At 65.5% G+C, this 26,875-nt stretch carries 26 protein-coding genes; 15 read left to right on the forward strand and 11 right to left on the reverse strand.

The features are described from left to right. Positions 1-188: 188 nt before the first annotated feature. Genes RFA01S_RS15495 through RFA01S_RS15515 form a run of 5 tightly spaced genes read left to right on the forward strand, consistent with a single transcriptional unit; the run spans position 189 to position 5,252 of the window. Positions 189-1,223, forward strand: coding sequence for a glycosyltransferase family protein (locus tag RFA01S_RS15495; protein WP_238325159.1), 1,035 nt, complete (start codon positions 189-191; stop codon positions 1,221-1,223). After that, positions 1,220-2,332: a glycosyltransferase gene (locus tag RFA01S_RS15500; protein WP_027496215.1), complete on the forward strand. Its 1,113-nt coding sequence runs from the start codon at positions 1,220-1,222 to the stop codon at positions 2,330-2,332. Before RFA01S_RS15495 ends, RFA01S_RS15500 begins: the two co-directional genes overlap by 4 nt. Beyond that, a complete protein-coding gene (locus tag RFA01S_RS15505) occupies positions 2,329-3,348 on the forward strand; it encodes a glycosyltransferase (protein ID WP_027496216.1) in 1,020 nt (339 codons plus the stop codon). The genes RFA01S_RS15500 and RFA01S_RS15505 overlap by 4 nt, the downstream gene beginning before the upstream one ends. Then, positions 3,345-4,196, forward strand: coding sequence for a glycosyltransferase family 2 protein (locus RFA01S_RS15510; RefSeq protein WP_052060848.1), 852 nt, complete (start codon positions 3,345-3,347; stop codon positions 4,194-4,196). The genes RFA01S_RS15505 and RFA01S_RS15510 overlap by 4 nt, the downstream gene beginning before the upstream one ends. A gap of 33 nt (positions 4,197-4,229) precedes the next feature. Continuing rightward, a complete protein-coding gene (locus tag RFA01S_RS15515; protein WP_032408062.1) occupies positions 4,230-5,252 on the forward strand; it encodes an LLM class flavin-dependent oxidoreductase in 1,023 nt (340 codons plus the stop codon). Positions 5,253-5,322: 70 nt separating this feature from the next. Here RFA01S_RS15515 and RFA01S_RS15520 read toward each other — a convergent pair whose 3' ends face one another. Continuing rightward, positions 5,323-6,516, reverse strand: a complete 1,194-nt coding sequence (locus tag RFA01S_RS15520; RefSeq protein WP_032408061.1) for an esterase/lipase family protein — start codon at positions 6,514-6,516, stop codon at positions 5,323-5,325. Positions 6,517-6,869: 353 nt separating this feature from the next. Between RFA01S_RS15520 and RFA01S_RS15525 the strand changes: the two genes are divergently transcribed. After that, the gene (locus RFA01S_RS15525; RefSeq protein ID WP_032408060.1) at positions 6,870-8,126 is read left to right on the forward strand and encodes a PucR family transcriptional regulator; all 1,257 of its coding nucleotides are present in this window, start codon (positions 6,870-6,872) and stop codon (positions 8,124-8,126) included. Beyond that, a complete protein-coding gene (locus RFA01S_RS15530) occupies positions 8,123-8,857 on the forward strand; it encodes an EAL domain-containing protein (protein WP_230597469.1) in 735 nt (244 codons plus the stop codon). The genes RFA01S_RS15525 and RFA01S_RS15530 overlap by 4 nt, the downstream gene beginning before the upstream one ends. Positions 8,858-8,919: 62 nt before the next feature. On the opposite strand, the gene RFA01S_RS15535 is transcribed toward RFA01S_RS15530, so the two are convergent. Then, on the reverse strand, positions 8,920-9,117 hold the full coding sequence (locus tag RFA01S_RS15535) for a CsbD family protein (RefSeq protein ID WP_027496220.1): 198 nt from the start codon (positions 9,115-9,117) through the stop codon (positions 8,920-8,922). Between the two features lie 118 nt (positions 9,118-9,235). On the opposite strand from RFA01S_RS15535, the gene RFA01S_RS15540 reads away from it, so the two are divergent. Beyond that, on the forward strand, positions 9,236-9,697 hold the full coding sequence (locus RFA01S_RS15540; protein ID WP_027496221.1) for a hypothetical protein: 462 nt from the start codon (positions 9,236-9,238) through the stop codon (positions 9,695-9,697). A 75-nt stretch (positions 9,698-9,772) separates the two neighbouring features. Here RFA01S_RS15540 and RFA01S_RS15545 read toward each other — a convergent pair whose 3' ends face one another. The 4 genes from RFA01S_RS15545 to RFA01S_RS15555 form a co-directional block, all read right to left on the reverse strand. Continuing rightward, complete coding sequence (locus RFA01S_RS15545) at positions 9,773-10,321, reverse strand: Dps family protein (RefSeq protein ID WP_027496222.1); 549 nt, start codon at positions 10,319-10,321, stop codon at positions 9,773-9,775. 79 nt (positions 10,322-10,400) lie between these two features. Continuing rightward, positions 10,401-11,465 carry a TerC family protein gene (locus RFA01S_RS15550; protein ID WP_032408059.1) on the reverse strand — a complete coding sequence of 355 codons (1,065 nt, stop codon included), beginning with the start codon at positions 11,463-11,465 and terminating at the stop codon, positions 10,401-10,403. Next, complete coding sequence (locus RFA01S_RS27775) at positions 11,462-11,617, reverse strand: hypothetical protein (protein WP_167326732.1); 156 nt, start codon at positions 11,615-11,617, stop codon at positions 11,462-11,464. Before RFA01S_RS27775 ends, RFA01S_RS15550 begins: the two co-directional genes overlap by 4 nt. A gap of 160 nt (positions 11,618-11,777) precedes the next feature. Continuing rightward, on the reverse strand, positions 11,778-12,992 hold the full coding sequence (locus RFA01S_RS15555) for a PucR family transcriptional regulator (RefSeq protein WP_032366258.1): 1,215 nt from the start codon (positions 12,990-12,992) through the stop codon (positions 11,778-11,780). Positions 12,993-13,207: 215 nt separating this feature from the next. On the opposite strand from RFA01S_RS15555, the gene RFA01S_RS15560 reads away from it, so the two are divergent. Together RFA01S_RS15560 and RFA01S_RS15565 are read left to right on the forward strand one after the other, a co-directional pair. Then, a complete protein-coding gene (locus RFA01S_RS15560; RefSeq protein ID WP_032383632.1) occupies positions 13,208-14,647 on the forward strand; it encodes an amino acid permease in 1,440 nt (479 codons plus the stop codon). Then, positions 14,644-15,543 carry a universal stress protein gene (locus RFA01S_RS15565; RefSeq protein WP_032408058.1) on the forward strand — a complete coding sequence of 300 codons (900 nt, stop codon included), beginning with the start codon at positions 14,644-14,646 and terminating at the stop codon, positions 15,541-15,543. The genes RFA01S_RS15560 and RFA01S_RS15565 overlap by 4 nt, the downstream gene beginning before the upstream one ends. Positions 15,544-15,550: 7 nt before the next feature. Here the strand turns inward: RFA01S_RS15565 and speB are convergent, their stop codons facing one another. Further along, on the reverse strand, positions 15,551-16,510 hold the full coding sequence (gene speB, locus RFA01S_RS15570; protein WP_032408057.1) for an agmatinase: 960 nt from the start codon (positions 16,508-16,510) through the stop codon (positions 15,551-15,553). Between the two features lie 115 nt (positions 16,511-16,625). Here speB and RFA01S_RS15575 point away from each other — a divergent pair, with 115 nt between their 5' ends. Genes RFA01S_RS15575 through RFA01S_RS15585 form a run of 3 tightly spaced genes read left to right on the forward strand, consistent with a single transcriptional unit; the run spans position 16,626 to position 19,782 of the window. After that, positions 16,626-17,258: a helix-turn-helix domain-containing protein gene (locus RFA01S_RS15575; protein ID WP_032408056.1), complete on the forward strand. Its 633-nt coding sequence runs from the start codon at positions 16,626-16,628 to the stop codon at positions 17,256-17,258. Next, positions 17,255-18,100, forward strand: a complete 846-nt coding sequence (locus RFA01S_RS15580; RefSeq protein ID WP_032408055.1) for a carbon-nitrogen hydrolase family protein — start codon at positions 17,255-17,257, stop codon at positions 18,098-18,100. Before RFA01S_RS15575 ends, RFA01S_RS15580 begins: the two co-directional genes overlap by 4 nt. Beyond that, on the forward strand, positions 18,097-19,782 hold the full coding sequence (locus RFA01S_RS15585) for a flavin monoamine oxidase family protein (protein ID WP_032408054.1): 1,686 nt from the start codon (positions 18,097-18,099) through the stop codon (positions 19,780-19,782). Before RFA01S_RS15580 ends, RFA01S_RS15585 begins: the two co-directional genes overlap by 4 nt. Here RFA01S_RS15585 and RFA01S_RS15590 read toward each other — a convergent pair. Both RFA01S_RS15590 and RFA01S_RS15595 read right to left on the reverse strand, forming a co-directional pair. Beyond that, on the reverse strand, positions 19,779-20,489 hold the full coding sequence (locus RFA01S_RS15590; RefSeq protein ID WP_032366254.1) for a YoaK family protein: 711 nt from the start codon (positions 20,487-20,489) through the stop codon (positions 19,779-19,781). The two genes, RFA01S_RS15585 and RFA01S_RS15590, sit on opposite strands and share 4 nt — an antisense overlap. A gap of 28 nt (positions 20,490-20,517) precedes the next feature. After that, entirely contained in the window at positions 20,518-22,014 is a 1,497-nt protein-coding gene (locus tag RFA01S_RS15595) for a PucR family transcriptional regulator (RefSeq protein ID WP_032408053.1), read from the reverse strand. A gap of 129 nt (positions 22,015-22,143) precedes the next feature. Between RFA01S_RS15595 and gabT the strand changes: the two genes are divergently transcribed. Both gabT and RFA01S_RS15605 read left to right on the forward strand, forming a co-directional pair. Continuing rightward, entirely contained in the window at positions 22,144-23,508 is a 1,365-nt protein-coding gene (gene gabT / locus RFA01S_RS15600; RefSeq protein WP_027496232.1) for a 4-aminobutyrate--2-oxoglutarate transaminase, read from the forward strand. 1 nt (position 23,509) lies between these two features. Next, positions 23,510-24,961, forward strand: coding sequence for an NAD-dependent succinate-semialdehyde dehydrogenase (locus tag RFA01S_RS15605; protein ID WP_032408052.1), 1,452 nt, complete (start codon positions 23,510-23,512; stop codon positions 24,959-24,961). 93 nt (positions 24,962-25,054) lie between these two features. Here RFA01S_RS15605 and RFA01S_RS15610 read toward each other — a convergent pair whose 3' ends face one another. Together RFA01S_RS15610 and RFA01S_RS15615 are read right to left on the reverse strand one after the other, a co-directional pair. Then, entirely contained in the window at positions 25,055-26,083 is a 1,029-nt protein-coding gene (locus RFA01S_RS15610) for a Glu/Leu/Phe/Val family dehydrogenase (RefSeq protein WP_052060872.1), read from the reverse strand. Positions 26,084-26,366: 283 nt separating this feature from the next. Then, complete coding sequence (locus tag RFA01S_RS15615; protein WP_027496234.1) at positions 26,367-26,846, reverse strand: Lrp/AsnC family transcriptional regulator; 480 nt, start codon at positions 26,844-26,846, stop codon at positions 26,367-26,369. Positions 26,847-26,875 lie beyond the last annotated feature (29 nt).

The following is a 26,875-nucleotide window of genomic DNA, read 5'->3' on the forward strand; positions in this document are numbered from 1 at the left end:
CGTGTGAGTGCGTGTGTTCGACCATTCTTCTGGTCAACGTAGCCCCGCCGAACCTGCGACGCCAACCGCGATTGAACTCGGTACGAAGTGGGTACAGAGCCCATGCGCGTGTCGGGAACAGGCACGATTCGTCTGACCTGTACCCGAAGGAATTCATGATTCGTATTGCGTCCGTACCCTCCTCTCACGTGTACGTACAGCACGTGCAGCCGGTGCCCGACGGCTCCGGTAACTCGGTGGTGCTGTTGCCCGATCCGACGCCGGTTCGCGTCGATGTGCCGGGCCAGTGGTGGCCGCCTCGTCTCCTCGACGCCGGGTGGTTGGCCGAGCAGCCCGATTCGAGCTTCGACGTTCTGCACGTGCACTTCGGCTTCGAGTCCTTCTCGCCGGAAGAACTGACCCGCACGGTCGAGTACCTGAGGGCCCATCGCAAGCCCCTGGTGCTCACGGTCCACGACGCGCACAATCCCCATTTCGCGGACAACACCGGTCATCTGGAGCAACTGGACGTGTTGATACGTGGTGCCGATGCCGTGATCACCCTCACCGAGGGAGCGGCTACATGGATAGCCGATCGGTGGAATGTGCATGCGACGGTGATCGAGCACCCACACGTGGTGCCTCTCGAGAGAATGAACGTCCCACGCCCGGTGTCGGACTCGTTCGTCATCGGAGTCCACGCCAAGAACCTGCGAGCGAACATCGACCCGCTTGCGGTGATGGACGCCGTCGTCGAGGCGGCTCGATCGCTACCGGCTGCGACGGTGCGGTTGGACATCGACGAGGACGTGTTCGACACGGCCGGCCACTGGTACGACCCGACCGTCGGCGCGAAGTTGCTGGACTACAACAGTTTCCCCGACGTCGATGTGCGGGTGCACGCCCGATTCGACGACGAGCAACTGTGGGACTACCTGTCTTCGATCGACGTCTCGGTGTTGCCGTATCGGTTCGGAACACATTCGGGTTGGCTCGAGGCATGTCGGGATTTGGGAACGGCCGTCGTCGCGTCCGATTGCGGCTTCTATGCAGACCAAGCGCCGATTCACAGTTTCGTCATGAACACCGACTCGTTCGATCCCGCCACGTTGGTGGCAGCCGTGCAGGCGGCCCACGCCGATCGGACCACAGCGCTCGACGCCGCAACCCGGGCCGAGCAGAGACAACGAATCGCAGCGACCCACGCTGGGATCTACGCAGCAGTGACAAAGGAGATGCGTTGAACGAGAAGCCACTTCGCATCGCGGTGCTGGCGTCATCGAGTTTTCCGGTGGCACAGCCTTTCGCGGGCGGTCTGGAGGCACACGTCTACAATCTGGTGCGGGCGCTGACCGAGCGTGGGCACCACGTCAGTCTGTTCGCCGCAGACGGATCGAGCGTCGATCTGGATGCCACGATGTTGCCGGTCCGAACGCTGGATCTGACACCGATTGCCCTCGCCGATCTCGCGGTCACCCCCACTGCGGTTCGCGAGCACCACGCATACCTCGCCGTGATGATGGAACTGGCCGGTGCGCTGTCGAACTCGTTCGACATCGTGCACAACCACAGCCTGCACTACCTGCCGTTGGCGATGTCCGCCACACTGCCGGTGCCGATGGTGACCACTCTGCACACGCCGCCGTTCGCGTGGCTGGAGTCGGCTGTTGCCCTGGCTCCGTTCGGTGCCAACACTTTTGCTGCTGTCAGTGCGTTCGCAGCCGAACAATGGGCCGACGTCGCGACCGGGACGATCGTCATCCGGAACGGGATCTCGCTGCAGGACTGGCCGTTCGGTGCGGGCGGCGACTATGTGGTGTGGTCCGGACGGTTGGTTCCCGAGAAGGGATTGCACCTGGCCATCGCCGCCGCGAAGCTCGCCGGCCGGTCGCTACGCATCGCCGGACCCATCAGCAACCTCGAATACTTCCACGGTGTCGTCGAACCCCTGCTCGACGATCGAGTCCGATACGTCGGGCACCTCGATCAGCCGGCCCTCGCCGCGCTGGTGGCCGGTGCCGAGGTCGCGCTGGTGTCGCCGGTGTGGTCCGAGCCGTACGGTCTGGTGGTCGCCGAAGCCCTGGCCTGCGGTACCCCGGTGGCAGCATTCGCCCGCGGAGGGATACCCGAGATCATCGACGCCTCGTCCGGAGTGTTGGTACCCGCCGACGACGTGGCCGGGCTCGCCGCCGCCATTCCCGCCGCGGCAGCGTTGAACAGGCACGACGCGCGGGCGCGCGCCGAGCAGGTGTGTTCGGTGGACCGGATGGTCGACGAGTACGAGGAGCTGTACCGATCGACCCTCGAGTCCGCATCGGCACCGGAGTCCGCCCACGGTCTCGCGATTGCATGATCGGCTACTACGCACACCACCACGGGGTAGGCCACGTCACTCGGTCCGACGCGATTGCGCGCCGCCTGGGTGAGCCGATCACGGTGCTGTCCTCGCGGGCGCGGCCTCCGGAACATGCTGCAGCGGAATGGATCGCACTCCCGCTGGATGTGAACGACACCGTGGGCGAGGCAGCCGCCGACGACATCTCGGCGGGGGGAGTGGTGCACTGGGCACCCCACGACGTCGACGGACTGACGGCACGGATGGCGATCATTGCCGACTGGGTTGCGCGTGAGCGACCGCGGGCAGTGGTCGTCGATGTGTCCGTGGAAGTGGCGATGTTTCTGCGGCTGATGGGTGTCCGGGTGATCGTCATGGCGATTCCGGGACACCGGGCCGATCCCGTCCACGCGATGGCCTACCGCGCGGCGACGCACATTCTCGCACCGTGGTCACGCAGTGTGTACGACCCGGCATGGTTGCATCCGTACGCCGCAAAGACGACGTACTCGGGCTCGATCAGCCGGTTCGCCGGACGAGCCCGAACGGAGGGCTCGAACACTGCGGCCACCGAAGGCCCGGTTGTCGTACTGGGCGCGGCGGGTGGCACCTCGTTGACCCGTGAACTGGTGGACTCGTGGTCCGCCGCGGACGACCGGTTCGACTTCCGCACACTCGGAGTGGCGGGCGGCGACTGGGTGGACGACGTGTGGCCGGTGCTGTGCTCAGCGGCCCTCGTGGTGACCAACGCCGGGCAGAACGCCGTGGCCGACGTCGCCGCGTCGGGCACACCGGCCATCGTGGTTCCGCAAGCCCGGCCGTTCGACGAGCAGGCTGCCACCGCGCACGCACTGGCGGCCGGATCCATCGCCGCGGTGCTCGACGAGTGGCCCTCGGTCGATCGGTGGCGACGCGCTGCCGACTGCGCCCTGGGCATCGGCGGACGGACATGGTCGCTGCTCGGTACCGACGGCGCACCCGATCGGGCGGCTCGCGCGATCGAGCAGGCTGCGTCCGGGACGGCTCGACGATGAAAGTGGTTGTCGTGACCGTGGTCTCGGGCCGTCACGCTCATCTCGCCGCGCAGATTCGCGGGTTGGCCGAGTCCACCGACCGGCCCGTCGAGCACATCGTGGTCGCCATGGGCGATGACGACATTGCAGACGTGGTCGCCCGATCCGGCTCTGCAGCAAAGGTTCTCGACATGGATGCACAGACCCCGCTGCCGGTGGCGCGGGCGCGTAACCTCGGGGCAGCCGCTGCCCTCGGTCGGGGTGCCGAGCTGGTGGTGTTCCTCGACGTGGATTGCATACCCGCCCCGGAGATGCTCGACAGGTATCGCCGCGCCGCACTGCGCCCCGACAGTCGGCGAACTCTGTTGTGCGGACCGGTGACCTACCTGAAACCCGACAGCGTCGGGCTCGAAGGTGACGCTCTGATCCCGCTCACCGCGCCGCATCCGGCTCGACCGAATCCGCCTGCGGGCGCAGTGGAACCCGGACACGATTTCGACCTGTTCTGGTCGTTGTCCTTCGCCGTGCACGCCGACACGTGGACCGAGATCGGCGGCTTCTGCGAGGACTACACCGGGTACGGGGGCGAGGACACGGATTTCGCGGCCACGGCCCGCGCGTCGGGCATCGGGTTGCGGTGGGTGGGCGGCGCTCACGCGTACCACCAGTTCCATCCCGTGTCCGATCCTCCGGTGGAACATCTCGACGACATCGTCGTCAACGCTCGGATCTTCTTCCGCCGGTGGGGCCGGTGGCCGATGGTCGGATGGCTCGAAGCGTTCGCGTCGCTCGGATTGCTCGAGTACGGCGGCACCGAGATTCGCCGTCTCACCGCCGCTGTTCACGACACTGACGACGGTGTGAATTAGGCTGGCCGGACTTTCACGAAACGAGGTCCAGACGTGCCCGAACCATCCAGGCCCCTGCGTTCGCTCGGATTTCTGACCATCGGGCTCTTCGACGAGAACGCACCCGAGGTCGGCCACGAATCGACGCTGCGCATCATCGAACTCGGGGAGCGGCTGGGATTCGACAGTGCGTGGCTTCGTCATCGTCACCTGCAGTTCGGTATCTCGTCTCCCATCGCGGTCATGGCCGCCGCGTCGCAACGTACCGACCGCATCATGCTCGGCACTGCGGTGACGCCGTTGGGTTGGGAGAACCCGTTGCGTCTCGCCGAGGACCTGGCCACGGTGGATGTGCTGTCCGGTGGGCGCGTCAACGCGGGAATCAGTGTGGGACAACCGATGCACTTCGATCGCGTCGCACACTCGTTGTATCCCGACACCGCCGAGGACGAGGACTTCGGCTACGACCGAGTCTCGCGGCTGCTTCGGTTCGTAGCCGGTGAACCTGCGTCCACGTGGTCGGGGACCGAGGGAATCGAAGCGTATTCCGAACGGGTACAACCGCATTCGCGTGGTCTACGGGACCGAATGTGGTACGGCGGGGCCAGTCTCCGTTCTGCTCAGTGGGCAGGGGAGAACGCGATGAATCTTCTGGTGAGCAGTGTGGTGCGCGCTGAGGACTCGACGGATTTCGATGCGATCCAGCGCGCGCACATCGCGCGGTTCCGCGAGGCTCACCCGGCCGGGGCCGACGCGCGGGTCTCCCAGGGGCTGGTGGTCATCCCCACCGACAGTGCTTCCGCCGCGCAGAAGCGCAAGTACGAGGACTACGTTCACGCGCGTACTGCACGGACCGGAGCACCGCAGGGGCCGGCTCGGATGATGTTCGCACCGGACCTCGTGGGTACCTCGGACGAGATCGCGGAGCAGTTGTACGCCAATCGATCTTTTCGTGAGGTCGACGAGGTGGCGTTCGCGCTGCCGTTCAGCTTCGACCACGAGGACTACGTGCAGATCCTGACCGACACGGCGCAGAAGCTCGGCCCGGCGCTGGGGTGGACACCGGCACAAAACTGACCCGGACTTCCGCCGAGGGCGATCGGCTCGATCGGCCGATCGCCCTCGGTGGAACGGAGGTACCGGTGTACTACTGGCCCGTGATGGGCGAGTTGTAGGCACACGGGATCGACTTCGCGGGGGAGCCCTTCGGATCCAGTGCGTTCTTGACGATGCCGATCGCGCGCGGTGAGACGGAGATCGACAGGTGGTCCGACAGGTCGATGCCGCAGCCGTCCTGCAGGGTGACGTTGTTGACGGTGGCACCGGGGCCTGCGGTGAGGAACGTCGTCTTGTACGGGGTGACGACCTCGTCGTACTTGGTGCCGATCACGGTGTACTTGATGCCGGGGTCGGTGTCACCGCCGACGGCCAGTCCCTTGACGAGTGGCGAGTCGATCACCTGGTCCGAGGCTGCCGGCCCGGCGATGGCACCGACGACTCCCAGGACGTTGAGTCCCAGGTTGTTGATGGTGCGCCCCAGAGTTCCGATGCCGACGAGGGTGGTGCCGTGATTCGATCCGGCGACGCTGACGACCGTGTTCACTTTGTTCTTGGTCGGGTCGGTCGGATTGGCACCGCCCTCGAAACGGAGGTACTGACGGGTGACGAGCCCACCCTGGGAGTGGCCGACGATGTCGACCTGCGCAGAGCCCGTGGCCGTCCGCACAGCGTCGACGTAGGTGGCGATCTCCTTTGCGTTGGACGCGACCGATGCGGTACCGCGAAGCGACGGGAGATTGCCGACGACACTGGAGTCCCCGTCTCCGTAGTTGAGCGCGAAGATGCAGTAGCCCTCCTTCTTCAGGGCAGGCGACATGCGCGCGAAGTTGTTGTACGCGTTCTCCCAGGTGCCGTGCAGGAGGACGACCGGGCGGGGGTGCGCGGCGGTGGGCTTGCAGTTCCAATCGTTGGCACCTTGGGGTGCGACGTTGGGGTTGACGATGCTGTAGAGGAATCCGGCCAGGAAGTTCTTCTGATCGGGCCCGTATCCGGTGGTCTCGGTCCGTGGGTCGTACGTCGCGGTGGCGGGGGCAGCCGAATCGATGCTCGGTGCCGTGATGCCCTGATCCGAGGCCTTCGGGTATGCGCCGGTCGGCCCCGGCGGAACAACGGTGTTGCCCTGCACGGTTGCGGGCGGTGCCGGTACCGGGACGGGTGCCGGCTGAGCCTGTGCTGCGAAACCGGAACCGAGGGCAACGGAGCATGCCATTGCAGCAATCATCGCAGCGCGGACTGTGGTGGCCTTCCTCGTTGCACGGAAGGTGGACCGAGAAGTGGTCATGGAGCCTGACTTTCGACGAGGGTCAAGTGGACAAGTCGGAACTGTAGGCCCGGATTCCGGCCCGGAACGTGCGCCGCATCACGTTTGGAAACCGCCCGCACGTGACCGTTCATTCGTGATGGGGCGTCACAAATGACGACGAACCGGACGCTAATGCGGATTTGTTGCCGGGTTCACGGTCCAAAACAATCCCCAGGTTTTATTTGTGCACTATGGTTCGAGTGTCTTCACCCCGGCCGACGGTTCGGCCGGGGAAGGACGGTTCGATACCGAGGCAGGGGCGTTGTGGGCAGACATCGGCCGCCTGAAGGACATGACCTGACGCGGGTTTCGAGTACGAGGGGTGGGGTTCGGTGACTGCAACAGACAGTGTGGACACGGCGCAGGAGGAGTACGCAGGTGGTCGACGTGCATCGGACCGCTTGCGGACGCCCCGGGAGACTGCCGCGCGAATGCTGAACCGGTATTTCGTCGATCCGGAGGACGTACCGCCGCCGCGCGACTGTGCACGGGGCGAGCTCGACGACATGGCGACCACCTGCAGCGAACTGGCTGCAGGGGTCCTCGATTCCGGTCGACTACCGGTCGCGGGGGCCATGGACACCTTCCGGGACGCCGCAACGCGGTGGGCCCGCGACGGAGTGCCACTCGGCCGAATTCAGCACGCGATCAACGAGGGCTGCGCGCTGGGTCTACGGGCTGCCGAGTCAGCGGTGAACCGGGAGGCAGGCGCGGCGGTTGATGACCGGACGATCCTGATCATGGAGCTTCTGAACGTCGTCACCGAGGCGGTGTCCGACGCTTATCTCACCGAGTTCCGCACGTTGGCGCAGAACGGTCCACGGCACGACGTCGAATTGCTCGACGCTCTGTTGACCGGCGACGGCACTGCCCGCAGGATCGCCGATCGGATGGGTGCGCTGCTCGCCGAGGAGTATCACGTCGTGGCCCTGCACTTTCCGGCGCATGCCGACGAAGGGGGTAGGCGCGGCGATGCGGCGATGATGGCCGCACGGAAGCTGCGGAGAATTCACGCGGCCCTGGCAGCGCACAACGGAGACATCGCCCCCATCGCATCCATCAGTGCGACGGGCGGAACGGTACTGCTGCCCGACGTTCCGGGTGCCGACGTCGACGAACTGGTCGAGCGGCTTGCCGACGCCGGCCAGGTCGCAGTGACGGCGACGACCGGGTCGGCAGCGATCGACGACATCTCGGTGACGGCGCCGCACCTGTACGAGCTCTTGAGCCTGGTCCGCAGGTTGCACTACACGCCGGGCACCTACCGCATCTCGGATCTGGTGTTCGAGTACCAGGTGAGCCGGCCCGGACTCGGTCGAAAGCACCTCTTGACTCTGATCGATCCACTCCGTGACTCGGTCGACCTTCTTCCGACGCTGCAAGCCTTCGTGGACTCCGATTCCAACAGGAAGAAGACAGCCACGTGGCTGACGGTGCATCCCAACACCGTCGACTACCGCCTCAAGCGGGTGGATCAACTCACCGGTCTCGATCCGATGAAACCGTCGGGGTTGCGGCGACTGCACGCAGCACTGATCGCCGATCGCCTCGAGGCACGCCGAACCCCGGTGGACGAGCGATCACTGTGACCGTCTCGGACGGCGCGGTGCTGGCAGCGTCCGCGGCGCTCGAGTCGGTGGATTCGGTGGCGGCGCTGTTTCAGCCGGTTGTCGAACTGTCGACGGGACATGTCGTCGGCTACGAAGCCCTCGCTCGGTGGCCGTCGCCGAGCAGCGCACTTCCCGAGGACGTCTTTGCTCTGGCCCGTGAACGGGGACTCGTCGGCCGAGTGGATGTGGCCTGCCGCGCGGCAGCTCTGCGGGCGGCGAGGGAACGTGCCTACTCCCGCAGGGTGCGGTTCTTCCTCAACATCGAACCGGGTTGCTTCCGTGACGAGCAGGACGTCGACATGCACCTCGACGCCATCGGCGACGATCTCGACGTGGTCCTCGAGATCACCGAGCGTGATCTGGATCGGAACGTTCCGTTGCTGATGGCCCTCGTCCGCGGCGCGCGCGCACGCGGGATGGGGGTGGCCATGGACGACGTCGGAGCGACACCGGCAACCCTGGATCTACTGGCGCTGGTGGCACCGGACATCGTCAAGCTCGACGCGTCGATCGTGCGAGCTCCGCTGCGGTCCCGACCGGCGATGCGACAGGTTCACGCCTACGTTCGGTCGAGCAATGCGATCGTGCTGGCGGAAGGCATCGAGACGCGTCGGCATCTGCGACGTGCGAAAGCGCTCGGTGCCAGCTTGGGGCAGGGATGGATGTTCGGGCGGCCGTTGCCGCTGCCGAATCCGACAGAAGGCCTGTGACGGAGAAGAACCCCGCACCCGAGCCGTGAAGGCTGGGTGCGGGGTTCTGCTGCATCGATGGATCAGTTCGTGAACTTGTCCTTGATGTTGCCGGCTGCGTCGGAAACGTCGTCGCCGACCTGCTTGGTCTTGCCCGACGCCTGGTCCTTTGCGCCTTCGGCAGCAAGGTCGTCGTTGTCGGTCTTGTGGCCGATCTTTTCCTTGGCTTCGCCCACGAGCTCTTCTGCCTTGTGCTTTGCCTTGTCGATGAAATCAGCCATGTGAACTCCTCGAAATCGATTGTGCTGCTCGTGCATGGGAGCTATACCCGAGATCGCGGTCGGTAATCATCGGACTCACGGCCGTGTTGCCGGCACGGGATGCGGGTACGTGCCGTTCATGACTGCACAGACGAACGACCCACATTCGCATGAGACGCCGGCACCGGAGCACCGCCGCCCCGACGGAGTGGACGACGATACCGTGGCGGCCACGGGCAAACTGTCCGAGGCACTCGAATACGTCGAGCGCGCTCGCGGCCACCTGTACTCGTTCCATCAGCTGATGGGACACGCGGATCTGCTGCTCGGGGAGGCCTCCGACGCGTTGTCGGACGCCGGGCACGACGCGTTGGCACAGCGACTCGAGACCGACATGATCGGCCGCAACATCGCTCAGGGGCGGTGGACGTTCCAGCTCGTCGAGGAGTTCGACGACGGGTATTGGACGGTACTTCGTGATCACGAGCGGGCGGTCCGGAACGAGCTGCTCGACGGACGTCGGCACGTCTTCGAAGCCGAGATGAAAGAACAGCGACGAACGCACGGTCGCAGCGGCCACGAGGCGCGTCCGACGGAGTGATCTGGTTCTGTCACAACGAAAAGCACCGGCCTCGCCGTGATCGGCGAGACCGGTGGCTTCGGGTGGAAATGTTTGTCAGCCGGCTTGCTTCGCAGCGTCGACTTCGCTGGTCGCGCTCGCGGTGGAGAGCTGACCACCGGAGTTCTCCAGGTGCGCGCGGACGAACCAGTGGAACAGTTCGAGCTGGGCGCTCTGGCCGATGAGCATGTCCTCGGTGATCGGATCGATCTCGCCGACCTCTTCGATGTTCTTACGGGTGGTCTCGATGACCCCGGTGTACACCAGATCGAGAGCGCCGAGGTGCTCGATCGCCGTCGCCCGGCCGATCGAGTAATCGTCCCAGGAACGTTCCTTGACGATGGTGCCCGGCGTTCCCTTCGCAGAGGAGCCGAGGGTCGCGATGCGCTCGGCGACCTCGTCGGCGAAGCCGCGCACGGCCTCGACCTGAGGATCGAGCATTTCGTGGACAGAGATGAAGTTCGGTCCGACCACATTCCAGTGAATGTGCTTGAGCGTGAGATGGAGGTCGTTGTAGGCGTTCAGGCGATCCTGCAGGATCGCTGCGACGCGCGCGCCCACGTCCGACGAGAGTCCGGGAACGGTGTACGAGTTCTTGTCAGCCATGACGACGGTTTGCCCCATCACGGCGAAGTACAAACATGCCCCGCCGGATCGATTCCGGCGGGGCATGTGTCGTGCGGAACTACTTGTCGAGTCGAGGCGAATCGGTACCTGACGTACCCGTCGACGAGGTGCCGGCGGTGGAGGTTCCGTCCGTCGGATCGACGATCGGACTGTCGGCTGCAGCCTTGTCGACCGCGTCGGCGCTGTCTTCCTCCGGGGGATTCTTCAGGCTCAGGACGATCGAGCCTGCCAGGACCACGACGATGACCACCAGGCTGACGAAGGACGGGATCTCGGGGATCGACGTGCTGATCACCTTGTGCCCGGCCTGCAGGATCAGCTTGACGCCGATGAAGGCGAGGATGATCGCCAGTCCCTTGGACAGGTAGTGGAACTTCTCGAGCAACCCTGCGAGCAGGAAGTACAGGGCACGCAGGCCGAGGATCGCGAACGCGTTCGAGGAATACACGATGAACGGGTCGTCGGTCACTGCCAGAACGGCAGGAACACTGTCGACCGCGAAGACCAGGTCGGCGGCCTCGATCGCCACCACGACGGCGAGCAGTGGCGTGGCCACCCGCTTGCCTGCTTCCTTGACGAAGAACTTGGTACCGGAGTACTCGTCCTGAACGGGGACGATCTTCTTGAGCAAGCGCACTGCAATGGAGGTGCCGGGGTCGTACGAGTCGTCCTCGTCCTTCATCAGCTTGTACGCGCTGTAGAGCAGGATGGCGGCGAAGACGAACAGAACCGCGGCGAACTTGCTGACGATGGCCACACCGGCGGCCAGGAAGATGGCACGGAAGACCAGGGCACCGATGACACCGAAGAACAACACGCGGTGCTGGTACTCACGGGGGACCTTGAAGTAGCCGAAGATCAGCGCGAAGACGAAGAGGTTGTCGACCGACAGACTCTTCTCCAGCAACCACGCCGTCGTGTACTCGACTCCGGCCGTTGTTCCCAGCGTGAAGAACACCACGATGCCGAAGATGATGGCGACGCCTACCCACAGTGCGCTCCACCACGCGGCCTCCTTGAAGCCGATGATGTGCGCGCCGCGGTGCGCCAACAGGTCGATGGCCAGCAGGATCAGGACGACGGCACCGAATGCGGCCCACGCCCACCATGGGACGACGTTCATGAACGGCCACCCTTACCGGTGAACTTCGTGCCCAATTGCTTCAACTTCGCCTGATTCTCGGGCTTGGTTGCATATCGGCGCGCTCGGTCGATCATCTGTTTGCCCTGAGGGCTGCGAGCGAACGCGGTCAACTTCTGTGTCAACGACGACATCTGTCCTGCTCCTTACGTTCTCGTTCGATCGGTATGTGGGGCGGTTCGACCGCAACTACTCCAGTCTGACTGTTTGCTTTGCTGCAGGCAGGGTTGTTTTGCGGACATGTTTCGGCGGACTTTCTTGCCGACTTCCGGCAATCTCGGCCTCAGGTGCGATTCAGGAGTGCAGGCCGGATCGCGGCCAGTCGAGCAACATCGCGCCGAGTACTGCCGTGTGCAGCGCAAATGCCTCGACCGGATTGCCCACATCTTGCCCGGTCAAATCTCTTATTCGCGACAATCTGTACGTGACCGCGCGCACTGACAGATGCATCCGGCGTGCGGTGGACGCCGAGTTCGCGCCGGTCTCGAAGTACACCTGCAATGTTTCCAGCAGTGGGCCTGCTCCGCCCCGAGCGCTCGTCAACGGGGTCAGCAACGTCTCGACCAGATCGGCGATCGCGGCGCGATCACTGATCAGAACGCGATAGACGAGCAGATCACGGGCGTCGACGACGGGTGTGTCGAGCCCCAGCGACGACGCGAGGTCGAGCGCGTCCAGGGCGTCTCGGTACGACGCCGCCACGCCGACTGCGCCGCTGCGTGGGCGACCGACTCCGAGCTGTATCCGTCCGTATTCGCCGCGACGGCGCAGGTCGACCGTATCGCTCGGGCCGGCTGCAGACGCACCGAGGACTCGTCCCACACGGGTGAGCACGTGGTCGACGGCCTCGCGATCGGGTGCCGGAAACACCACGATCAGCCGACCCTGCTTGGTGGCGACGAGGAGATCGGCGTCCCCTTTGCTGCCCTGCACGCTGCGTTCGACCAGCCCGATGGCCGACGTCGCGTCGGTGAACGGAGTCGTGGACGTGACCACGGCGACTGCGTGCGGACTCGACAGATCCAGCCCGAACGTCTGCGCACGTCCCAGGACACCGGCGACATCGGCCGTTCCGGAGAGCAGATCGTCCACGAACTCGCGGCGTGCCAATACCTCCACGCGAACCAGGGTCCGCCGGGCGAGCTGAAAGCCTTCGGCGAGTTCGGCCGCGGCGTCGTCGACGGCTCGAAGCATGACCTCGCCCGCGGTGACGACCCCGGCCGGGTCTGCTGCGGCGGCCTGCACGGCGGGCAACTCGCGCCACAATCGCCACGCCGCCGACAGGTAGAGGTCGAGCAACGCGCGCAGAGCCACACCCGCTCGGGCTGCTTCGTCGCCGTGTACGCGGCACTCCCGCAGTTGCTTGCGGGTGAGCGGAACACCTGCGTCCACCGCATCGGTCACGACGTCGAGAAAGTTCCCCAGGAACGCGACGTCCAGGCCGCCTGCGTCCGAGGCCGCTTGCGCGGCCACCGCGTCGAGCGGTGTCGCGTCCGGCTGTGTGGCCATGTGTTCGAGGGTCTCCCATCCGAGTCGAGGTCAATGGTAGGCGGCGCTCACACCGACACCGGCTCGACAACGAGCTCGTGGACCGCGCGGCGTGTTCGGTGTGCGACCGGGTGGCTCGGGGAGCAGAATCACCGAAATCGCCTCGCGTCGGCTGCTGTACCGCCCGCGGCACGGTTCGGTCCGCACCGTTCGTCTTCACGTTGGGAGTCTCGACCATGACATCGTCGAACGGACCCGCATCGGGTCTGCGCTCGCAGTTGTTCCGCAAGAAACCGATCGCAGAACCGGACCAGCAGCCCGGTGGTCTGGAACGCACCATCGGGACGTTCCAACTGACGATGTTCGGAGTGGGAGCGACCATCGGCACCGGCATCTTCTTCGTGCTCTCGCTCGCCGTTCCCGAAGCCGGTCCAGCCGTGGTCCTGTCGTTCCTGGCCGCCGGAATTGCCGCCGGGCTCGCCGCTATCTGTTACGCCGAAATGGCCTCGGCGGTGCCGGTCTCGGGATCGACGTACTCATACGCATACGTGACGATGGGGGAGGTGGTCGCGATGGGTGTTGCGGCCTGCCTGCTGCTGGAGTACGGGGTGTCGAGTGCCGCGGTGGCGGTCGGCTGGAGCGGATACCTCAACGAACTTCTCGGCAATCTCTTCGGCTTCACCATCCCGCACGCGTTGTCCGCGGCACCGGGTGACGCCGATCCGGGAATACTGAACTTGCCCGCCGTCGTGCTGATCGTTCTGTGCGCCGTCTTGCTCATTCGCGGTGCGAGCGAGTCCGCAGCGGTGAACGCAGTCATGGTCGTCATCAAGCTGGGCGTGCTCGCGCTGTTCGCCGTCGTCGGATTCACCGCCTTCGATTCCGGCAACTTCTCGGACTTCATGCCGCTCGGAGCGGCAGGTGTCACCGCGGCGGCCGGCACCATCTTCTTCTCGTTCATCGGTCTCGACGCCGTCTCGACAGCCGGGGACGAGGTGAAGAATCCACAGAAAACCATGCCGCGAGCCATCATTGCCGCACTCGTCGTGGTGATCGTCTTCTACCTCGTCGTTGCGGTCGCGGCGTTGGGCACACAGCCGTGGACAGCATTCGCCGGGCAGGAAGAAGCCGGGTTGGCCGAGATTCTCCGAAATGTGACCGGACGGGCATGGCCGGCCACGATTCTGGCGGCGGGCGCGGTGATCTCGATCTTCTCGGTGACTCTGGTGACGATGTACGGGCAGACGCGCATTCTGTTCGCCATGGGCCGAGACGGGATGCTGCCCAAGGCGTTCGCGAAGGTCAGTCCCCGGACTCACACCCCCGTCAACAACACGATCGTCGTCGCGGTGATCATCTCGATCCTCGCCGCGTTCGTTCCGCTGGACAAGTTGGCCGATCTGGTGTCGATCGGAACGCTCGTCGCGTTCATCGTCGTGGCGATCGGCGTGATCGTCCTGCGCCGGACGATGCCCGACCTCGAGCGTCCGTTCAAGGTGCCGGGCTACCCGGTGACACCGATCCTGTCCATCGCCGCGTGCATCTACATCCTGTCCGGCTTGCGGTGGACCACGTGGTTCTGGTTCGGGCTCTGGCTCGCCGTGGTTCTCGCGTTCTACTTCCTGTGGGGTCGGCATCATTCGGCGCTTCGATCGGTCGGAAAGGTCGCGGAATGAGCGTGCTGATCGCCTTCGCGCCCGGCAAGGGAAGTGTCGGTGCCCTCGATCTCGGTGCGCAACTGGCCCGATCCCTGACCACGAACATCGACGTGGCAACCGTGGTTCCCAAGCCGTGGTCGACGCCGTCGATGGCCCGGGTCGACGCCGAGTTCGCCGACTGGGCCGCGTCGACGGCCACCGAGTCGGAGGCGAAAGCCCGCCACTACTTGGAGGAACGCGCACCCGATGTCGAGGCGTCGTTCCATCGGATGTCGCACCGCTCGGTATCCACCGCATTGACCGAGGCCGCGGAGACCACCGGGGCGTCGATCCTGGTTCTGGGTTCCTGGGGGGACGGTGCTCTCGGGCAAGTCGTCGTCGGTTCCACCGCGGACAAGTTGCTCCATTCCTCGCCGGTCACCGTCGCGTTGGCCCCGCGCGGCTACCGCATTCGAGATCGGGCCGTCCTGACGCGGATCACCTGCGCGTTCTCGGGCGACAGCGAGGCCACCCGCGTCGTCGGGCCCACAGCGGAGTTGGCCCGCGACACCGGTGTGCCACTTCGCTTGGCCTCGTTCGTCGTTCGCGGGGCAACGATGTATCCGCCCGAGATCGGGCTGCGAGCCGAGGACGACGTAGCAGCGGAGCTCGCCCGAGGACTGAGCGAGGCGCTGACCGCTGCGGTGGACGACGCTGTCGCGGTGGGGTTACCGGCCGACCGCGTCGACACCGAGTTGGCGACCGCGGGCAGTTGGCGAGAAGCACTCGACGAACTGCACTGGCAGGACGGCGAAGTGCTGACCATCGGATCGTCCGGGCCGTTGGGTCCGATCGCTCGGGTGTTCCTCGGTTCACGGGCAACGAAGATCATTCGGCACTCGCCCGTACCGATTCTGGTGTTGCCGCGACGGTGAGTGCCCGCTACCGGTTCAGCGCCAGCACCGACAGCAACTCGTACGCGACATGGGCCGCCGCGATGCCGGTGATCTCGGCGTGGTCGTATGCGGGTGCGACTTCCACGATGTCGGCACCGACCACGTTGAGCCCCACGAGACCGCGCAGCGTGTTGAGCAACTCGCGTGAGGTCATCCCGCCGGCCTCGGGTGTGCCGGTGCCCGGAGCATGCGCGGGATCGAGAACGTCGATGTCGACCGAGACGTAGACCGGTCCACCGTCGAGGCGACGACGCATACGCTCGACGATGCTGGCCACGCCGTCGACCTCGTAGTCGTCGGAGCGAATCACCTGGAAGCCGAGAACCCGGTCGTCCTCGAGGTCCTGCTCACTGTAGAGAGGGCCGCGGATACCGATGTGCTGGGAGCGTTCGAGGTCGATGAGCCCTTCCTCGCTGGCTCGTCGGAACGGCGTCCCGTGTGTGTACGGCGCACCGAAATACGTATCCCAGGTATCGAGGTGGGCGTCGAAGTGCAACACCGCAATCGGCCCGTGATCACGCGCGAGCGAACGCAGGATCGGGAGCGCGATGGTGTGGTCGCCGCCGAGAGTCAGCACCGAAGAGCCGTCGGCACGCAGGTTCGTCACGGCATCGTGCACGGTCTGCAGCGCTTCGGTGATGTCGAACGGATTGACCCCGATGTCGCCGAAGTCGGCTACCTGTTGGCGTGCGAACGGCGAGACCTGCAGGGCAGGGTTGTACGGCCGCAACAGTTTCGACGCCGCACGAATGTGGCCGGGTCCGAAGCGCGCACCCGGCCGGTAGCTCACCCCCGAATCGAACGGCACGCCGAGAATCGTCACGTCTGCCCGCGACACCTCGTCGAGCCGGGGGAGTCGCGCGAATGTCGTCGGTTCGGCGTAGCGGGGGACCTTGGTGGCGTCGAGTGGGCCGACCGGGGTGTGTTCCGGGTTGTTCGCATTCATCGAGATGTCCCTCCGCAGTCGAGCGCTCGGCCGTCGAAAGGTCGACCATGTCGCTCGGCAAGCGTTACTCTGATGCTCGGTCTTGTCAACACAAGTTTCCTGAAAGGCGAAAAGGGTGTCTTCAGCCGCGCAGGTCGACGTCGATGCGCCACGGATCGGTGCGCGCCTGAAGGAGGCGCGCCTGAAGAAGCGGCTCACGCTCGACGCGCTGGCCTACACCTGCGGGGTCACCAAGGGGTATCTGTCCAAGCTCGAGCGCGATCAGGTGAACGCATCGGTTGCGTCCCTGGTTCGAGTGTGCGCCGCGCTCGACGTACCGGTCGGCTCGCTGTTCGACGACGCACCCGTCGGCGAAGTGGTACGCGCACAGTCGTTGCCGCGCATCATGTTCGGTGGAGAACAGATGACCGAGTATCTGCTGACGCCGGTAGGGGAGCGTCGCGTGCAGGTGTTGTTGGGGCATATCGAACACGGCGGCGGAAGTGGGTCCGAGGCGTACACGCTGCCGCTCGACGTGAGCTTCGTGTACGTGATCGACGGCGAGCTACGGGTGATCTTCGAAGCCGATGCCGGCGCGGACTTCGGCGGGGACGACATCTCTCTCGGGGCGGGGGACGCCTTCACGTTCTCGCCGCGCCGTCGGCACAGTTTCCGCAGCGACAGCAGCGGTGGGGCGCGAGTGTTGTGGGTACTGGCACCGGCACTGCCCGAAGAACTACCGATCGGAAAGCCGGGGTTGCATCGGTGACGAACACCGTCTCGCTCTATCAGGGGCCGGAGGACTCCGGCGATGTCGAGGCCAACCTGACGGCACTCGATGCTGCGGCTGCGGCTGCCGCGGCGGCAGGTGCATCGATCCTGGTCACTCCGGAGATGTCGGTCAGCGGTTACGACATCGGTGAACTCGTCGTCGATCGTGCCGAACCGTTCGACGGGCCGATCTTCGGGAGGGTCGCACAGATCGCCCGTGCTCACGGCGTCGCGATCGTGTACGGATATCCCGAACGCAGCGGCGAGTCGGTGTACAACGCCGTTCAGGTGGTCGACGCGACCGGTACGTCACTGGCGCGTTACCGCAAGACGCACCTGTTCGGTGAGCTCGATCGTGCGCACTTCACCCCAGGCCAGGAGTTGGTGGTGCAGTTCGACTTCGAAGATCTGCGCTGCGGTCTGCTCACCTGTTACGACGTCGAATTTCCGGAGACCGTCCGCGCGCACGCCGACGCGGGTACGCAGTGGTTGATCGTCCCGACCGGTCTGATGTCGCCGTTCGAGATCATCGCAACCCACGTGGTTCCCACGCGGGCCTACGAGAGTCAGGTGTTCGTCACCTACGTCAACCGCTGCGGCACCGAGTCGAGCCTGACCTATTGCGGCCTGACGTGCGCCGTTTCTCCCGATGGCACCGACATCGCCAGAGCCGGTGTGCACGAGCAACTGTTGACGGTGCACTTGGACCCCGCCGACCTCGACAGGTCCCGAGCGATCAACACCCACCTTTCCGACCGACGTCCGGATCTGTATCGGACGGCACCTCGTCCCGCAGGGACCGCAGGCCCGGTACGAGCCGAGCAGGAGAACGACAGATGACCACACCCGTCACCCCGGACAGCGCGATCGAGTTCGAGGACGAACAACCGCTCACCATGTTCGGGCCGGACTTTCCGTTCGCTTACGACGATTACCTCGCCCACCCGGCCGGCCTGGGTAGCGTTCCCGACGCCGCACTCGGTACCCGAGTCGCGGTGGTCGGCGGCGGACTCGCAGGAATGGTCGTGGCCCGCGAGTTGCTTCGGCTCGGCCTGGAACCGGTTGTCTACGAATCGGATCGAATCGGCGGCCGCATGCGATCGGTGCCGTTCGAGGGGCATCCGGGTGTGGTGGCCGAGATGGGCGCGATGCGGTTTCCGCCGTCCTCGACCGCGTTGTTCCACTACCTCGACTCCGTCGGGCTCGAGACGACACCGTTTCCGAACCCGTTGGCCGAGGCGACCCCCAGTACGGTGATCGATCTCAAGGGCACCAGCCACTACGCCCGCAAGCTCGAGGATCTCCCGCCGATCTTCGCCGAGGTCGCCGACGCATGGAACAGAACGCTCGAGGAGCACGCCGAACTGATTCCGTTGCAGCGCGCCATCCGCAGGCGGGACGCGGCCGAGATCAAGCGCATCTGGAACGAACTGATCGTGAAATTCGACGATCAGACCTTCTACGGATTTCTCGCTGCGTCCGAGCATTTTTCGTCGTTTCGCATGCGAGAGTTGTTCGGCCAGGTCGGTTTCGGAACAGGAGGTTGGGACACCGACTATCCCAACTCCATTCTCGAGATCCTTCGTGTCGTCATCACCGCAGCCGACGATCACCACCGCGGCATAGTCGGCGGGTCACAGCAGCTGCCGATGCGGTTGTGGACCGACACACCCGCGGACCTGGCGCACTGGCCCGCGGGTACGTCGGTGTCCTCGGTGAACGGCGGCACCACGATGCCGCGCGTCACCGAGATCAGGCGCACCGGGGGCGGCACCACGATCCACGACGACCGAGGAAACATTCGGACGTACGCGGCTGCGGTCGTGACCGCGCAGAGTTGGATGTTGCTCAGCAACATCAGATGCGACGACGATCTGTTCCCGATCGACCACTGGACCGCCATCGAACGTACCCATTACATGGGGTCGACGAAGGTCTTCGCACTCGTCGATCGGCCGTTCTGGAAAGACAAGGACCCGGTGACCGGGCGTGATCTGGTCAGCATGACACTGACCGACCGGATGAGTCGCGGCACATACCTTCTCGATCAAGGCGAAGGAAAGCCGGGGCTGATCTGCCTGTCCTACACGTGGTCCGACGACTCGCTCAAACTGCTGGCTCTCGATCCCACCGAACGCATGAACATCATGCTGCGATCCCTCGAGGAGATCTACCCGGGCGTCGACTTCCGCAGCCACATCATCTCGACTCCGGTGACGCTGTCCTGGGAGACCGAGCGCGACTTCATGGGTGCGTTCAAGGCCAACCTGCCGGGGCACTACCGCTATCAGGAAAGACTGTTCACCCACTTCGTGCAGGACGAACTCGAACCCCGACACCGTGGCATCTTCCTTGCCGGCGACGACATCTCGTGGACCGCCGGTTGGGCGGAGGGCGCGATTCACACAGCACTGAACGCGGTATGGGGCGTCGTACATCACCTGGGTGGCATCTCGGCACCGGACAACCCGGGCCCAGGGGACGTCTTCGACACCATCGCGCCGCTTCGACTGGGCGACTAACGCTTCGCTGCAGCCGATCGAGGTGGGCGTTCGTCGAACACGAACAGTGCCAGCGCGACGATCAGCATGACGGCCACCACCCAGATCGCGCGCAGAGCGAACAGCTCCACCGACACTGCGCCGAGTACAGCGCCGCCGAGAAATCCGGCGATGACCGTGCCGAACCGCCGAGCCCTGATCCCCGCCTCCCGATCGTGCTCGACCACACGATGAAACGCCGCCATGGCCATGGTGCGGAGGTTGCCGGTCGTCATCGTCGTGTTGAACGGCGAATCCACCAACACCCGAAAGGTCGTCACCTGCACGCCCGCGACATGCGCGAGGATGACCGACACCACCGCATCGGGAACCGTTGCCGGCAGAAACCCGACGATCACCAGAACCAGGATCTCGTAGCAGAGCACAGCCCGCACCGGCCTGCGCACGATCCTCTCGATCGCAGGCAACGCGATGAACTCCGCCGTCATGACACCGAGAACGAACGCCGTCAACGGCGGCAGGAACACCAGCGCCTCCACCCAACGCCCGCCCGCCACGTCCACGCCGAGCAGCACCACGTTGCCGGTCTGGGCACCGGCGAACACACCGCCGCGAGTGACGTAGGTGTACGCATCCAGAAATCCGCCGACTGCCGCCAGCAGCACTCCGAGCCGAACCGACTTCGCGGTGGCGACGGAGATCTGGGGTTCAGGACGAGGGGTGGTCATCGCGAAATCCTGACACAGAGGGGCGCTCTCATGCCGCGAGTAGGGAGAGCAACAATTCCGCTCGCACCCGCGCCGACGTCAGATCCACCCCCAGCAATTCCTCGCATCGTGTGATGCGGTTACGCAAGGTGTGACGATGCACCGACAGGTGGGCAGCGGCGGTTTCCCAGTGCCCGTTGGCTTCCAGGAATGCCCGAAGCGAACCCACCAGATCCGCGGTGTGAGTGCGGTCGTACTCGGCCAGTACGGCGATGGTGACGGCAGCCATGGCACGCAACGACTCCCGAACCGGTTCCGACGCCAGCAGCATCGACCCGGTGAAATGGACGACCCGATCACCGGGACCGGCCGCCGCGCACGCGAGCCGCGCTTGTCTCAGCGCGGTGGGGGCCTCGGTGATGTGCATGTCGGTGCCGACCCCCGCACACACCGAACGGGGGAGCGAATTCATCAGCTGCGCAACGAAAGTCGCGTCGTCGCCGGGTAGCAGCATCTCGGCACCGTCGTCGGTGGACCTGACGAACGTCGGCCGAGCGTGGGCGCGGAACTGAGCATCGACGGCATCGGCGATGGAACCCGTCCGCCCCGTCGCGCCGCGGAGAACCACCACGGTGATGCGTGAGTCGTCGTCGGCCGCATCGGCGAGATAGCTCGGTACCTGCGTGTCACCGGGGGACAGGAGATGCCCGTCGAGGAGAAGTCCGAGCGCACGCGAGTTGAGGGCCGTCTGCTCCGCGCGCAGCCGCGCGGGCTTTTCCAGTTCGAGGGTTATCAGCGACACCGCATGCCCCAGCAATATCTGCTCGACTCCCGTCACGGGTCCCTTCGTGCGAATCGCGAGAAAGCTCGGCGCACTGGCGGTGATCGGTACCGAGTGCAGGCTCACGGTGCGGCCCGGCTCGCTCACCGACACCGTCGCGGGCGACGACGACGGACGGATACTGGCGGCGATCTCGCGGGCCTGCGCGATCAGATCCGCCGCGTCGACCGGATGGAACGACTCGGTGCGATGTCCGATGAGCGCGACGGAGGTGGAGGTGGCGACCGCCAATTCGCGCACGATCGCGTCGACGCCGCCGTGCAGTGCGGCGCGGGTGATGCGGCTCTGTACCGACGCCGCCCGCAGGACTTCCTCGTACTCCTGCTCGGCGATGCGTGTGGTGACCGCCCGAATGACCGCGGCGAAGGGAGTGTCGTAGGGAACCTCGACGACGGGTAGCCCGACCTCGTCTGCCGCGTCGAGAAGTTCTCGTGGAATCACGCTGTGCGAGAGACCGGTTCCGAATCCGAGGCAGGCAACCCCTGCCGTTCGGAGGGTGCGGACGTACTGCGCGAGTGCGGGGCCGCCGGAGTCGAAGCCGAGACCTGTCGTGAGGATCAGCTCGCCGCCGGACAACCACGGACTCGGATCGGTGAGCTCGGTCGCCTGCGCGAAGGTGATGGCGGCACCGCTGCGTTCGGGCCCGCCGCGATGACTCAGCCGGAGGTCGCGTTGTCTCAACAACCAGGAAATCTGCACACTCACCTGTCGCACTGTAATCGTGCCTGACGAAATGGCGTGTGCTTCTGCACCTGAATGTACGTATCGGCAGTCTCCGGTCGCCCCTCGCGGTCGCATACTTGCTGCACAGAGACCAACCCGAAAGGTGCGACCATGGCTTCGATCGAATACCGACTTCCGCAGGAGCGCAGGATCGTCACCGCGTTCCCCGGCCCGAAATCGTCGGCTCTGGCCGAGCGCCGCAAGGCCGTCGTCGGTGCAGGCGTCGCATCGACGCTGCCGGTGTACGTGGCCGACGCAGACGGCGGCGTCGTGGTCGACGTCGACGGCAATTCGTTGATCGACCTCGGTGCCGGTATCGCCGTGACGACCGTCGGTGCGTCGAATCCGGCTGTCGTTGCCGCCGTGCAGGATCAGGTCGCTCACTTCACCCACACCTGCTTCATGATCGCGCCCTACGAGGGATACATCGCGGTCGCCGAGAAGTTGGCCGAACTCACCCCGGGAGATCACGACAAGCGCACCGTCCTGTTCAACAGTGGTGCCGAGGCCGTCGAGAACGCAGTCAAGATCGCCCGGCACGCCACCGGCCGCTCGGCCGTGGTCGTGTTCGACCACGCGTATCACGGCCGCACGAACCTGACGATGGCTCTGACCTCGAAGTCGATGCCGTACAAGAGTGGATTCGGGCCGTTCGCTCCCGAGGTCTATCGAGTTCCGATGTCGTACCCGTTCCGTGAAGGACTCGGTGCCGACGGATCGGCCGTCACCGGTGCACAGGCCGCCGCCCGTGCGATCTCCATGATCGAAAAGCAGGTCGGCGCAGACAATCTCGCGGCCATCCTGATCGAGCCGATCCAGGGTGAGGGCGGCTTCGTCGTGCCGGCGGACGGCTTCCTGCCTGCGCTGACCGAGTGGGCGCGCAAGCACGATGTCGTGTTCATCGCCGACGAGGTGCAGTCCGGATTCACCCGCACCGGTGCCTGGTTCGCCAGCGAGCACGAGGGCATCGTGCCGGACCTGATCACCATGGCCAAGGGCATCGCGGGCGGTATGCCACTGGCCGCGGTGACGGGCCGGGCCGATCTGATCGACGCCGTGCATCCCGGTGGGCTCGGCGGCACCTACGGAGGCAATCCCGTCGCATGCGCCGCTGCGCTGGCATCGATCGAACAGATGGAGACCCTCGACCTCAACGCCCGCGCTCGCGACATCGAACGCATCGTCGTCGATCGGCTCACGGCGTTGATGCCGGAGGTCGCGATCATGGGTGAGGTCCGAGGCCGCGGGGCCATGCTTGCCGTCGAACTCGTCGTACCGGGTGGACGTGAGCCGAACCCCGAGGCCACCAAAGCCGTTGCCGCTGCGGCACTCGCGGCAGGCGTGATCGTGTTGACGTGCGGAACCTACGGCAACGTCATCCGCCTGCTTCCGCCGCTGGTGATCTCCGACGAGTTGCTCGACGACGCACTCACGGTCCTCGAGAACGCACTGCGCGACGCTTCTAAGGGACTCTGACATGGCCGTCGAGCAACTGCTGTCCTCGCTGCCCACCGACCTGTGGCTCGGTGGAAAGCAGACCCCCGCGCAGTCGGGCGCGCGATTCGCCGTCCTGAATCCCGCCACCGGTGAGGAACTGACCACCGTCGCCGACGCAGGCGCAGCCGACGGCATCGCGGCCCTCGATCTCGCTGCCGCGGCGCAACCGGAGTGGGCGGCAACGCCTGCTCGGGAGCGAGCCGAGATTCTGCGGCGCGCCTTCGTCCTGTTGCAGGAACGTGCAGCCGATTTCGCTCTGCTGATGACCCTGGAAATGGGAAAGTCTTTGGCGGAGAGTCGCGGTGAAGTCAACTACGGCGGTGAATTCCTGCGCTGGTTCAGCGAGGAAGCGGTCCGGATCGGCGGCCGGTACACCCCTGCGCCCGCCGGTAACGGCCGCATCCTTGTCACCAAGATGCCGGTCGGCCCGGTACTCGCGATCACTCCGTGGAATTTCCCGCTGGCCATGGGAACTCGCAAGATCGGTCCCGCGCTCGCAGCGGGTTGCACCGTCATCGTCAAGCCGGCCGAGGACACCCCACTGACGATGCTCCTGCTCGGTCAGGTGTTCGCCGACGCCGGATTGCCCAGCGGTGTGCTGTCGGTGCTCCCGGCCTCGGACGCTGCATCCGTCACCGGTCCGCTGATGGACGACCCCAGACTGCGGAAGGTCACCTTCACCGGATCGACCGGAGTGGGAAAGCTGTTGGTGCGCAATGCAGCCGACCGACTGCTCCGGACATCGATGGAGCTCGGCGGCAATGCGCCGTTCATCGTCTTCGAAGACGCGAACATCGATGCCGCCGTCGACGGAGCGATGCTGGCCAAGATGCGCAACGGTGGTGAGGCGTGCACTGCAGCAAACCGTCTGTACGTGGCCGAGCCCGTTCGCGAGGAATTCACCGAGAAGCTGACCGCGAGAATCGCAGCACTGACGGTCGGCCCCGGTGATCGCGAGGGTACCGACATCGGACCACTCATCAACGACAAGCAGCGACGGACGGTGTCGGCACTCGTCGACGATGCCGTTGCCAAGGGCGCCCGCATCCGCACCGGCGGATCGGCACCCGACGGTCCCGGGTTCTTCTTCACGCCCACTGTGCTCGACCGCATCCCGGCCGACGCAAACCTGTTGCGCGACGAGATCTTCGGGCCGGTTGCCGCCATCGTCGGATTCGAGACCGAGGACGAGGCCGTCGCCGCGGCCAACGACACCCGGTACGGATTGGTGGCCTATTTCTACACCGAGAGCCTCGATCGGGCTCTGCGGGTCTCGGCTGCTCTCGACACCGGCATGGTGGGGGTCAACCGGGGTGCCATCTCCGACGCCGCGGCCCCCTTCGGCGGTGTGAAGGAGTCGGGCTTCGGACGAGAGGGCGGCTCGGAAGGGATCGAGGAATACCTCGAGACCAAGTACATTGCGCTGCAGTAGACGGGCGCTGCAGTAGATCGCAGCGGTGCGCTCCACTCCTGAGCCCAGCGCGGGACATGCGCTGCCGGGTGGAGCGCACCGGGCGTGCGGTCCCTATTCTCGGGCGGCCGCAATTCGCTTCTCGGCCAGTCGGTCCGCGGCTGCTCCGAGCAGGATCCCTTCACTGCGTGCCATGGTGAATATGCCGGCGACGGTAGTACGGATCTGTCCGATCGTTGCCATCACCTCGGCCGAATTTCGTCCGCGCAGTTCACCTTCCACCTGAATCAAGCCGCCGGCGTTGGCCACGTAGTCCGGTACCCAGACGATGCCCCGGGCGGCCAGCAGCGATTCGACGTCGGGCGTGAGCAGTTGATTGTTCGCGGCACCGCACACGATGGACGCCGACAGCCGGTCCACCGAGGACGCGTCGAGCGTTGCTCCCAAGGCGCACGGGGCGTACACATCGATGTCGGCCCCGATGATGTCGGTTCCGATCGTGACGCCGGGGAAGTCCTGGGCGATCCGTTCGAGGGCGGGTTCGTAGGAGTCGCTCACGAGCACGTCGGCACCCGCTCCGCGCAGGAGCGCCACCAGGTTGTAACCCACCTTGCCTGCGCCTTCGACACCTACTCGTCTGCCGGTCAGATCGTCGGAGCCCCAGGTCGATTCGGCTGCTGCCAGCAGGGAGAGATAGACCCCCAGGGCCGTCTGTGGACCGCTGTCGCCGGTGCCGCCCGCAGTGGTGTTCTTACCGACGACGTAGGCCGTTTCTTCGGCGACGATATCGAGGTCGTCGCTGTTGGTGCCGACGTCGCCTGCCGTGACGTACGTGCCGCCGAGCGATTCGACGAACCGGCCGTAGGCCTCGAGCAATGTCGGGGTCTTGATGACGGTCGGGTCGCCGATGATGACTGCCTTCCCGCCGCCCAAATCCACCCCTGCGACAGCCGCCTTGTAGGTCATCCCGCGGGAGAGTCTCAATACGTCGGTAACGGCGTCCTGCTCGGTTGCGTATGGGTAGAAGCGAGTTCCGCCGAGTGCCGGTCCCAGCACGGTCGAGTGAATCGCGACGATCGCGCGCAGACCGGTGTCTCGATCGTGGCAGAACACCACGCGCTCGTGCGCGGAGTCGGATGGCATGTCGGGCCGGTCGAAGACACCGGGTGCGGCCGGTGCCGAAGCCGAATTCGCGGTCTGGGCAACAGAAGAGCGATGTCGAGTGGGTGTGACGGCAGAGTGGTCGGCAACGACGGACACAGTCGGTCTCTTTCGGTCAGGGGATGGGAGCAGATGCAGCGGCTACCCGGATGTCTTGTCCGTCACAGGGTGTCGTGCACGACGCAGACCGGTCAACCGGCATCTCTCGGACCGTGCAGATTGCGTGATGCGGTCGGTATGGGCCCGACGGGGATGGTCGGGGTGCTCAGCGGCGGCCGTCGTCGGCGAGCTGTTCGAGCAACGGCTTGGTTCGGTACTGAATCAGCTCGGACATGGCAATCGACATGTTGGTCCGCTCGACGCCAGGAATGTCGAGGATCAGGCCTGCTATGCGGTACAGGTCGTCGGCGTCGACCGCCGCAATGCGGATGTGCATGTCCGCGGCGCCGGACAGACCGAACACCTCGAGTACTTCGGGGATCGTGCGGAGGTGTTCGGTGACCGCTGCCAACGTGTGCTGATTGACCTGAGCGGTCACGAAGGCCTGCAACGGACGTCCCAGCGACTTCGGCGGAATACGGTGATCGATGGGGGTGAGAGACCCCTTGTCGTCCCACCGCCCGAGGCGTGCCTGGACGGTGTTGCGGGACAGGCCCAACGTGGTGGCGAGTTCGACGCCGGTGGCTCGAGGCTTGGCGCAGAGGGCGAGGAGGAGTCGGGCGTCGGTCTTGTCGAGATCGGTCATTGCGCACTTCCTGTAGCTCGGTCGTTACC

Origin of the sequence: Rhodococcoides fascians NBRC 12155 = LMG 3623 (genome assembly GCF_001894785.1) — a bacterium.
Lineage (GTDB): Bacteria > Actinomycetota > Actinomycetes > Mycobacteriales > Mycobacteriaceae > Rhodococcoides > Rhodococcoides fascians.

Excerpts from the sequence above, each read along its gene's own strand:
- RFA01S_RS15505 (WP_027496216.1), top strand. The coding sequence starts at position 2,329 with ATGATCGGCTACTACGCACACCACCACGGGGTAGGCCACGTCACTCGG.
- RFA01S_RS15510 (WP_052060848.1), top strand. The coding sequence starts at position 3,345 with ATGAAAGTGGTTGTCGTGACCGTGGTCTCGGGCCGTCACGCTCATCTC.
- RFA01S_RS15520 (WP_032408061.1), bottom strand. The coding sequence starts at position 6,516 with ATGACCACTTCTCGGTCCACCTTCCGTGCAACGAGGAAGGCCACCACA.
- RFA01S_RS15535 (WP_027496220.1), bottom strand. The coding sequence starts at position 9,117 with ATGGCTGATTTCATCGACAAGGCAAAGCACAAGGCAGAAGAGCTCGTG.
- RFA01S_RS15540 (WP_027496221.1), top strand. The coding sequence starts at position 9,236 with ATGACTGCACAGACGAACGACCCACATTCGCATGAGACGCCGGCACCG.
- RFA01S_RS15545 (WP_027496222.1), bottom strand. The coding sequence starts at position 10,321 with ATGGCTGACAAGAACTCGTACACCGTTCCCGGACTCTCGTCGGACGTG.
- RFA01S_RS15550 (WP_032408059.1), bottom strand. The coding sequence starts at position 11,465 with ATGAACGTCGTCCCATGGTGGGCGTGGGCCGCATTCGGTGCCGTCGTC.
- RFA01S_RS27775 (WP_167326732.1), bottom strand. The coding sequence starts at position 11,617 with ATGTCGTCGTTGACACAGAAGTTGACCGCGTTCGCTCGCAGCCCTCAG.
- RFA01S_RS15555 (WP_032366258.1), bottom strand. The coding sequence starts at position 12,992 with ATGGCCACACAGCCGGACGCGACACCGCTCGACGCGGTGGCCGCGCAA.
- RFA01S_RS15560 (WP_032383632.1), top strand. The coding sequence starts at position 13,208 with ATGACATCGTCGAACGGACCCGCATCGGGTCTGCGCTCGCAGTTGTTC.
- RFA01S_RS15565 (WP_032408058.1), top strand. The coding sequence starts at position 14,644 with ATGAGCGTGCTGATCGCCTTCGCGCCCGGCAAGGGAAGTGTCGGTGCC.
- speB (WP_032408057.1), bottom strand. The coding sequence starts at position 16,510 with ATGAATGCGAACAACCCGGAACACACCCCGGTCGGCCCACTCGACGCC.
- RFA01S_RS15585 (WP_032408054.1), top strand. The coding sequence starts at position 18,097 with ATGACCACACCCGTCACCCCGGACAGCGCGATCGAGTTCGAGGACGAA.
- RFA01S_RS15590 (WP_032366254.1), bottom strand. The coding sequence starts at position 20,489 with ATGACCACCCCTCGTCCTGAACCCCAGATCTCCGTCGCCACCGCGAAG.
- gabT (WP_027496232.1), top strand. The coding sequence starts at position 22,144 with ATGGCTTCGATCGAATACCGACTTCCGCAGGAGCGCAGGATCGTCACC.
- RFA01S_RS15605 (WP_032408052.1), top strand. The coding sequence starts at position 23,510 with ATGGCCGTCGAGCAACTGCTGTCCTCGCTGCCCACCGACCTGTGGCTC.
- RFA01S_RS15610 (WP_052060872.1), bottom strand. The coding sequence starts at position 26,083 with ATGCCATCCGACTCCGCGCACGAGCGCGTGGTGTTCTGCCACGATCGA.
- RFA01S_RS15615 (WP_027496234.1), bottom strand. The coding sequence starts at position 26,846 with ATGACCGATCTCGACAAGACCGACGCCCGACTCCTCCTCGCCCTCTGC.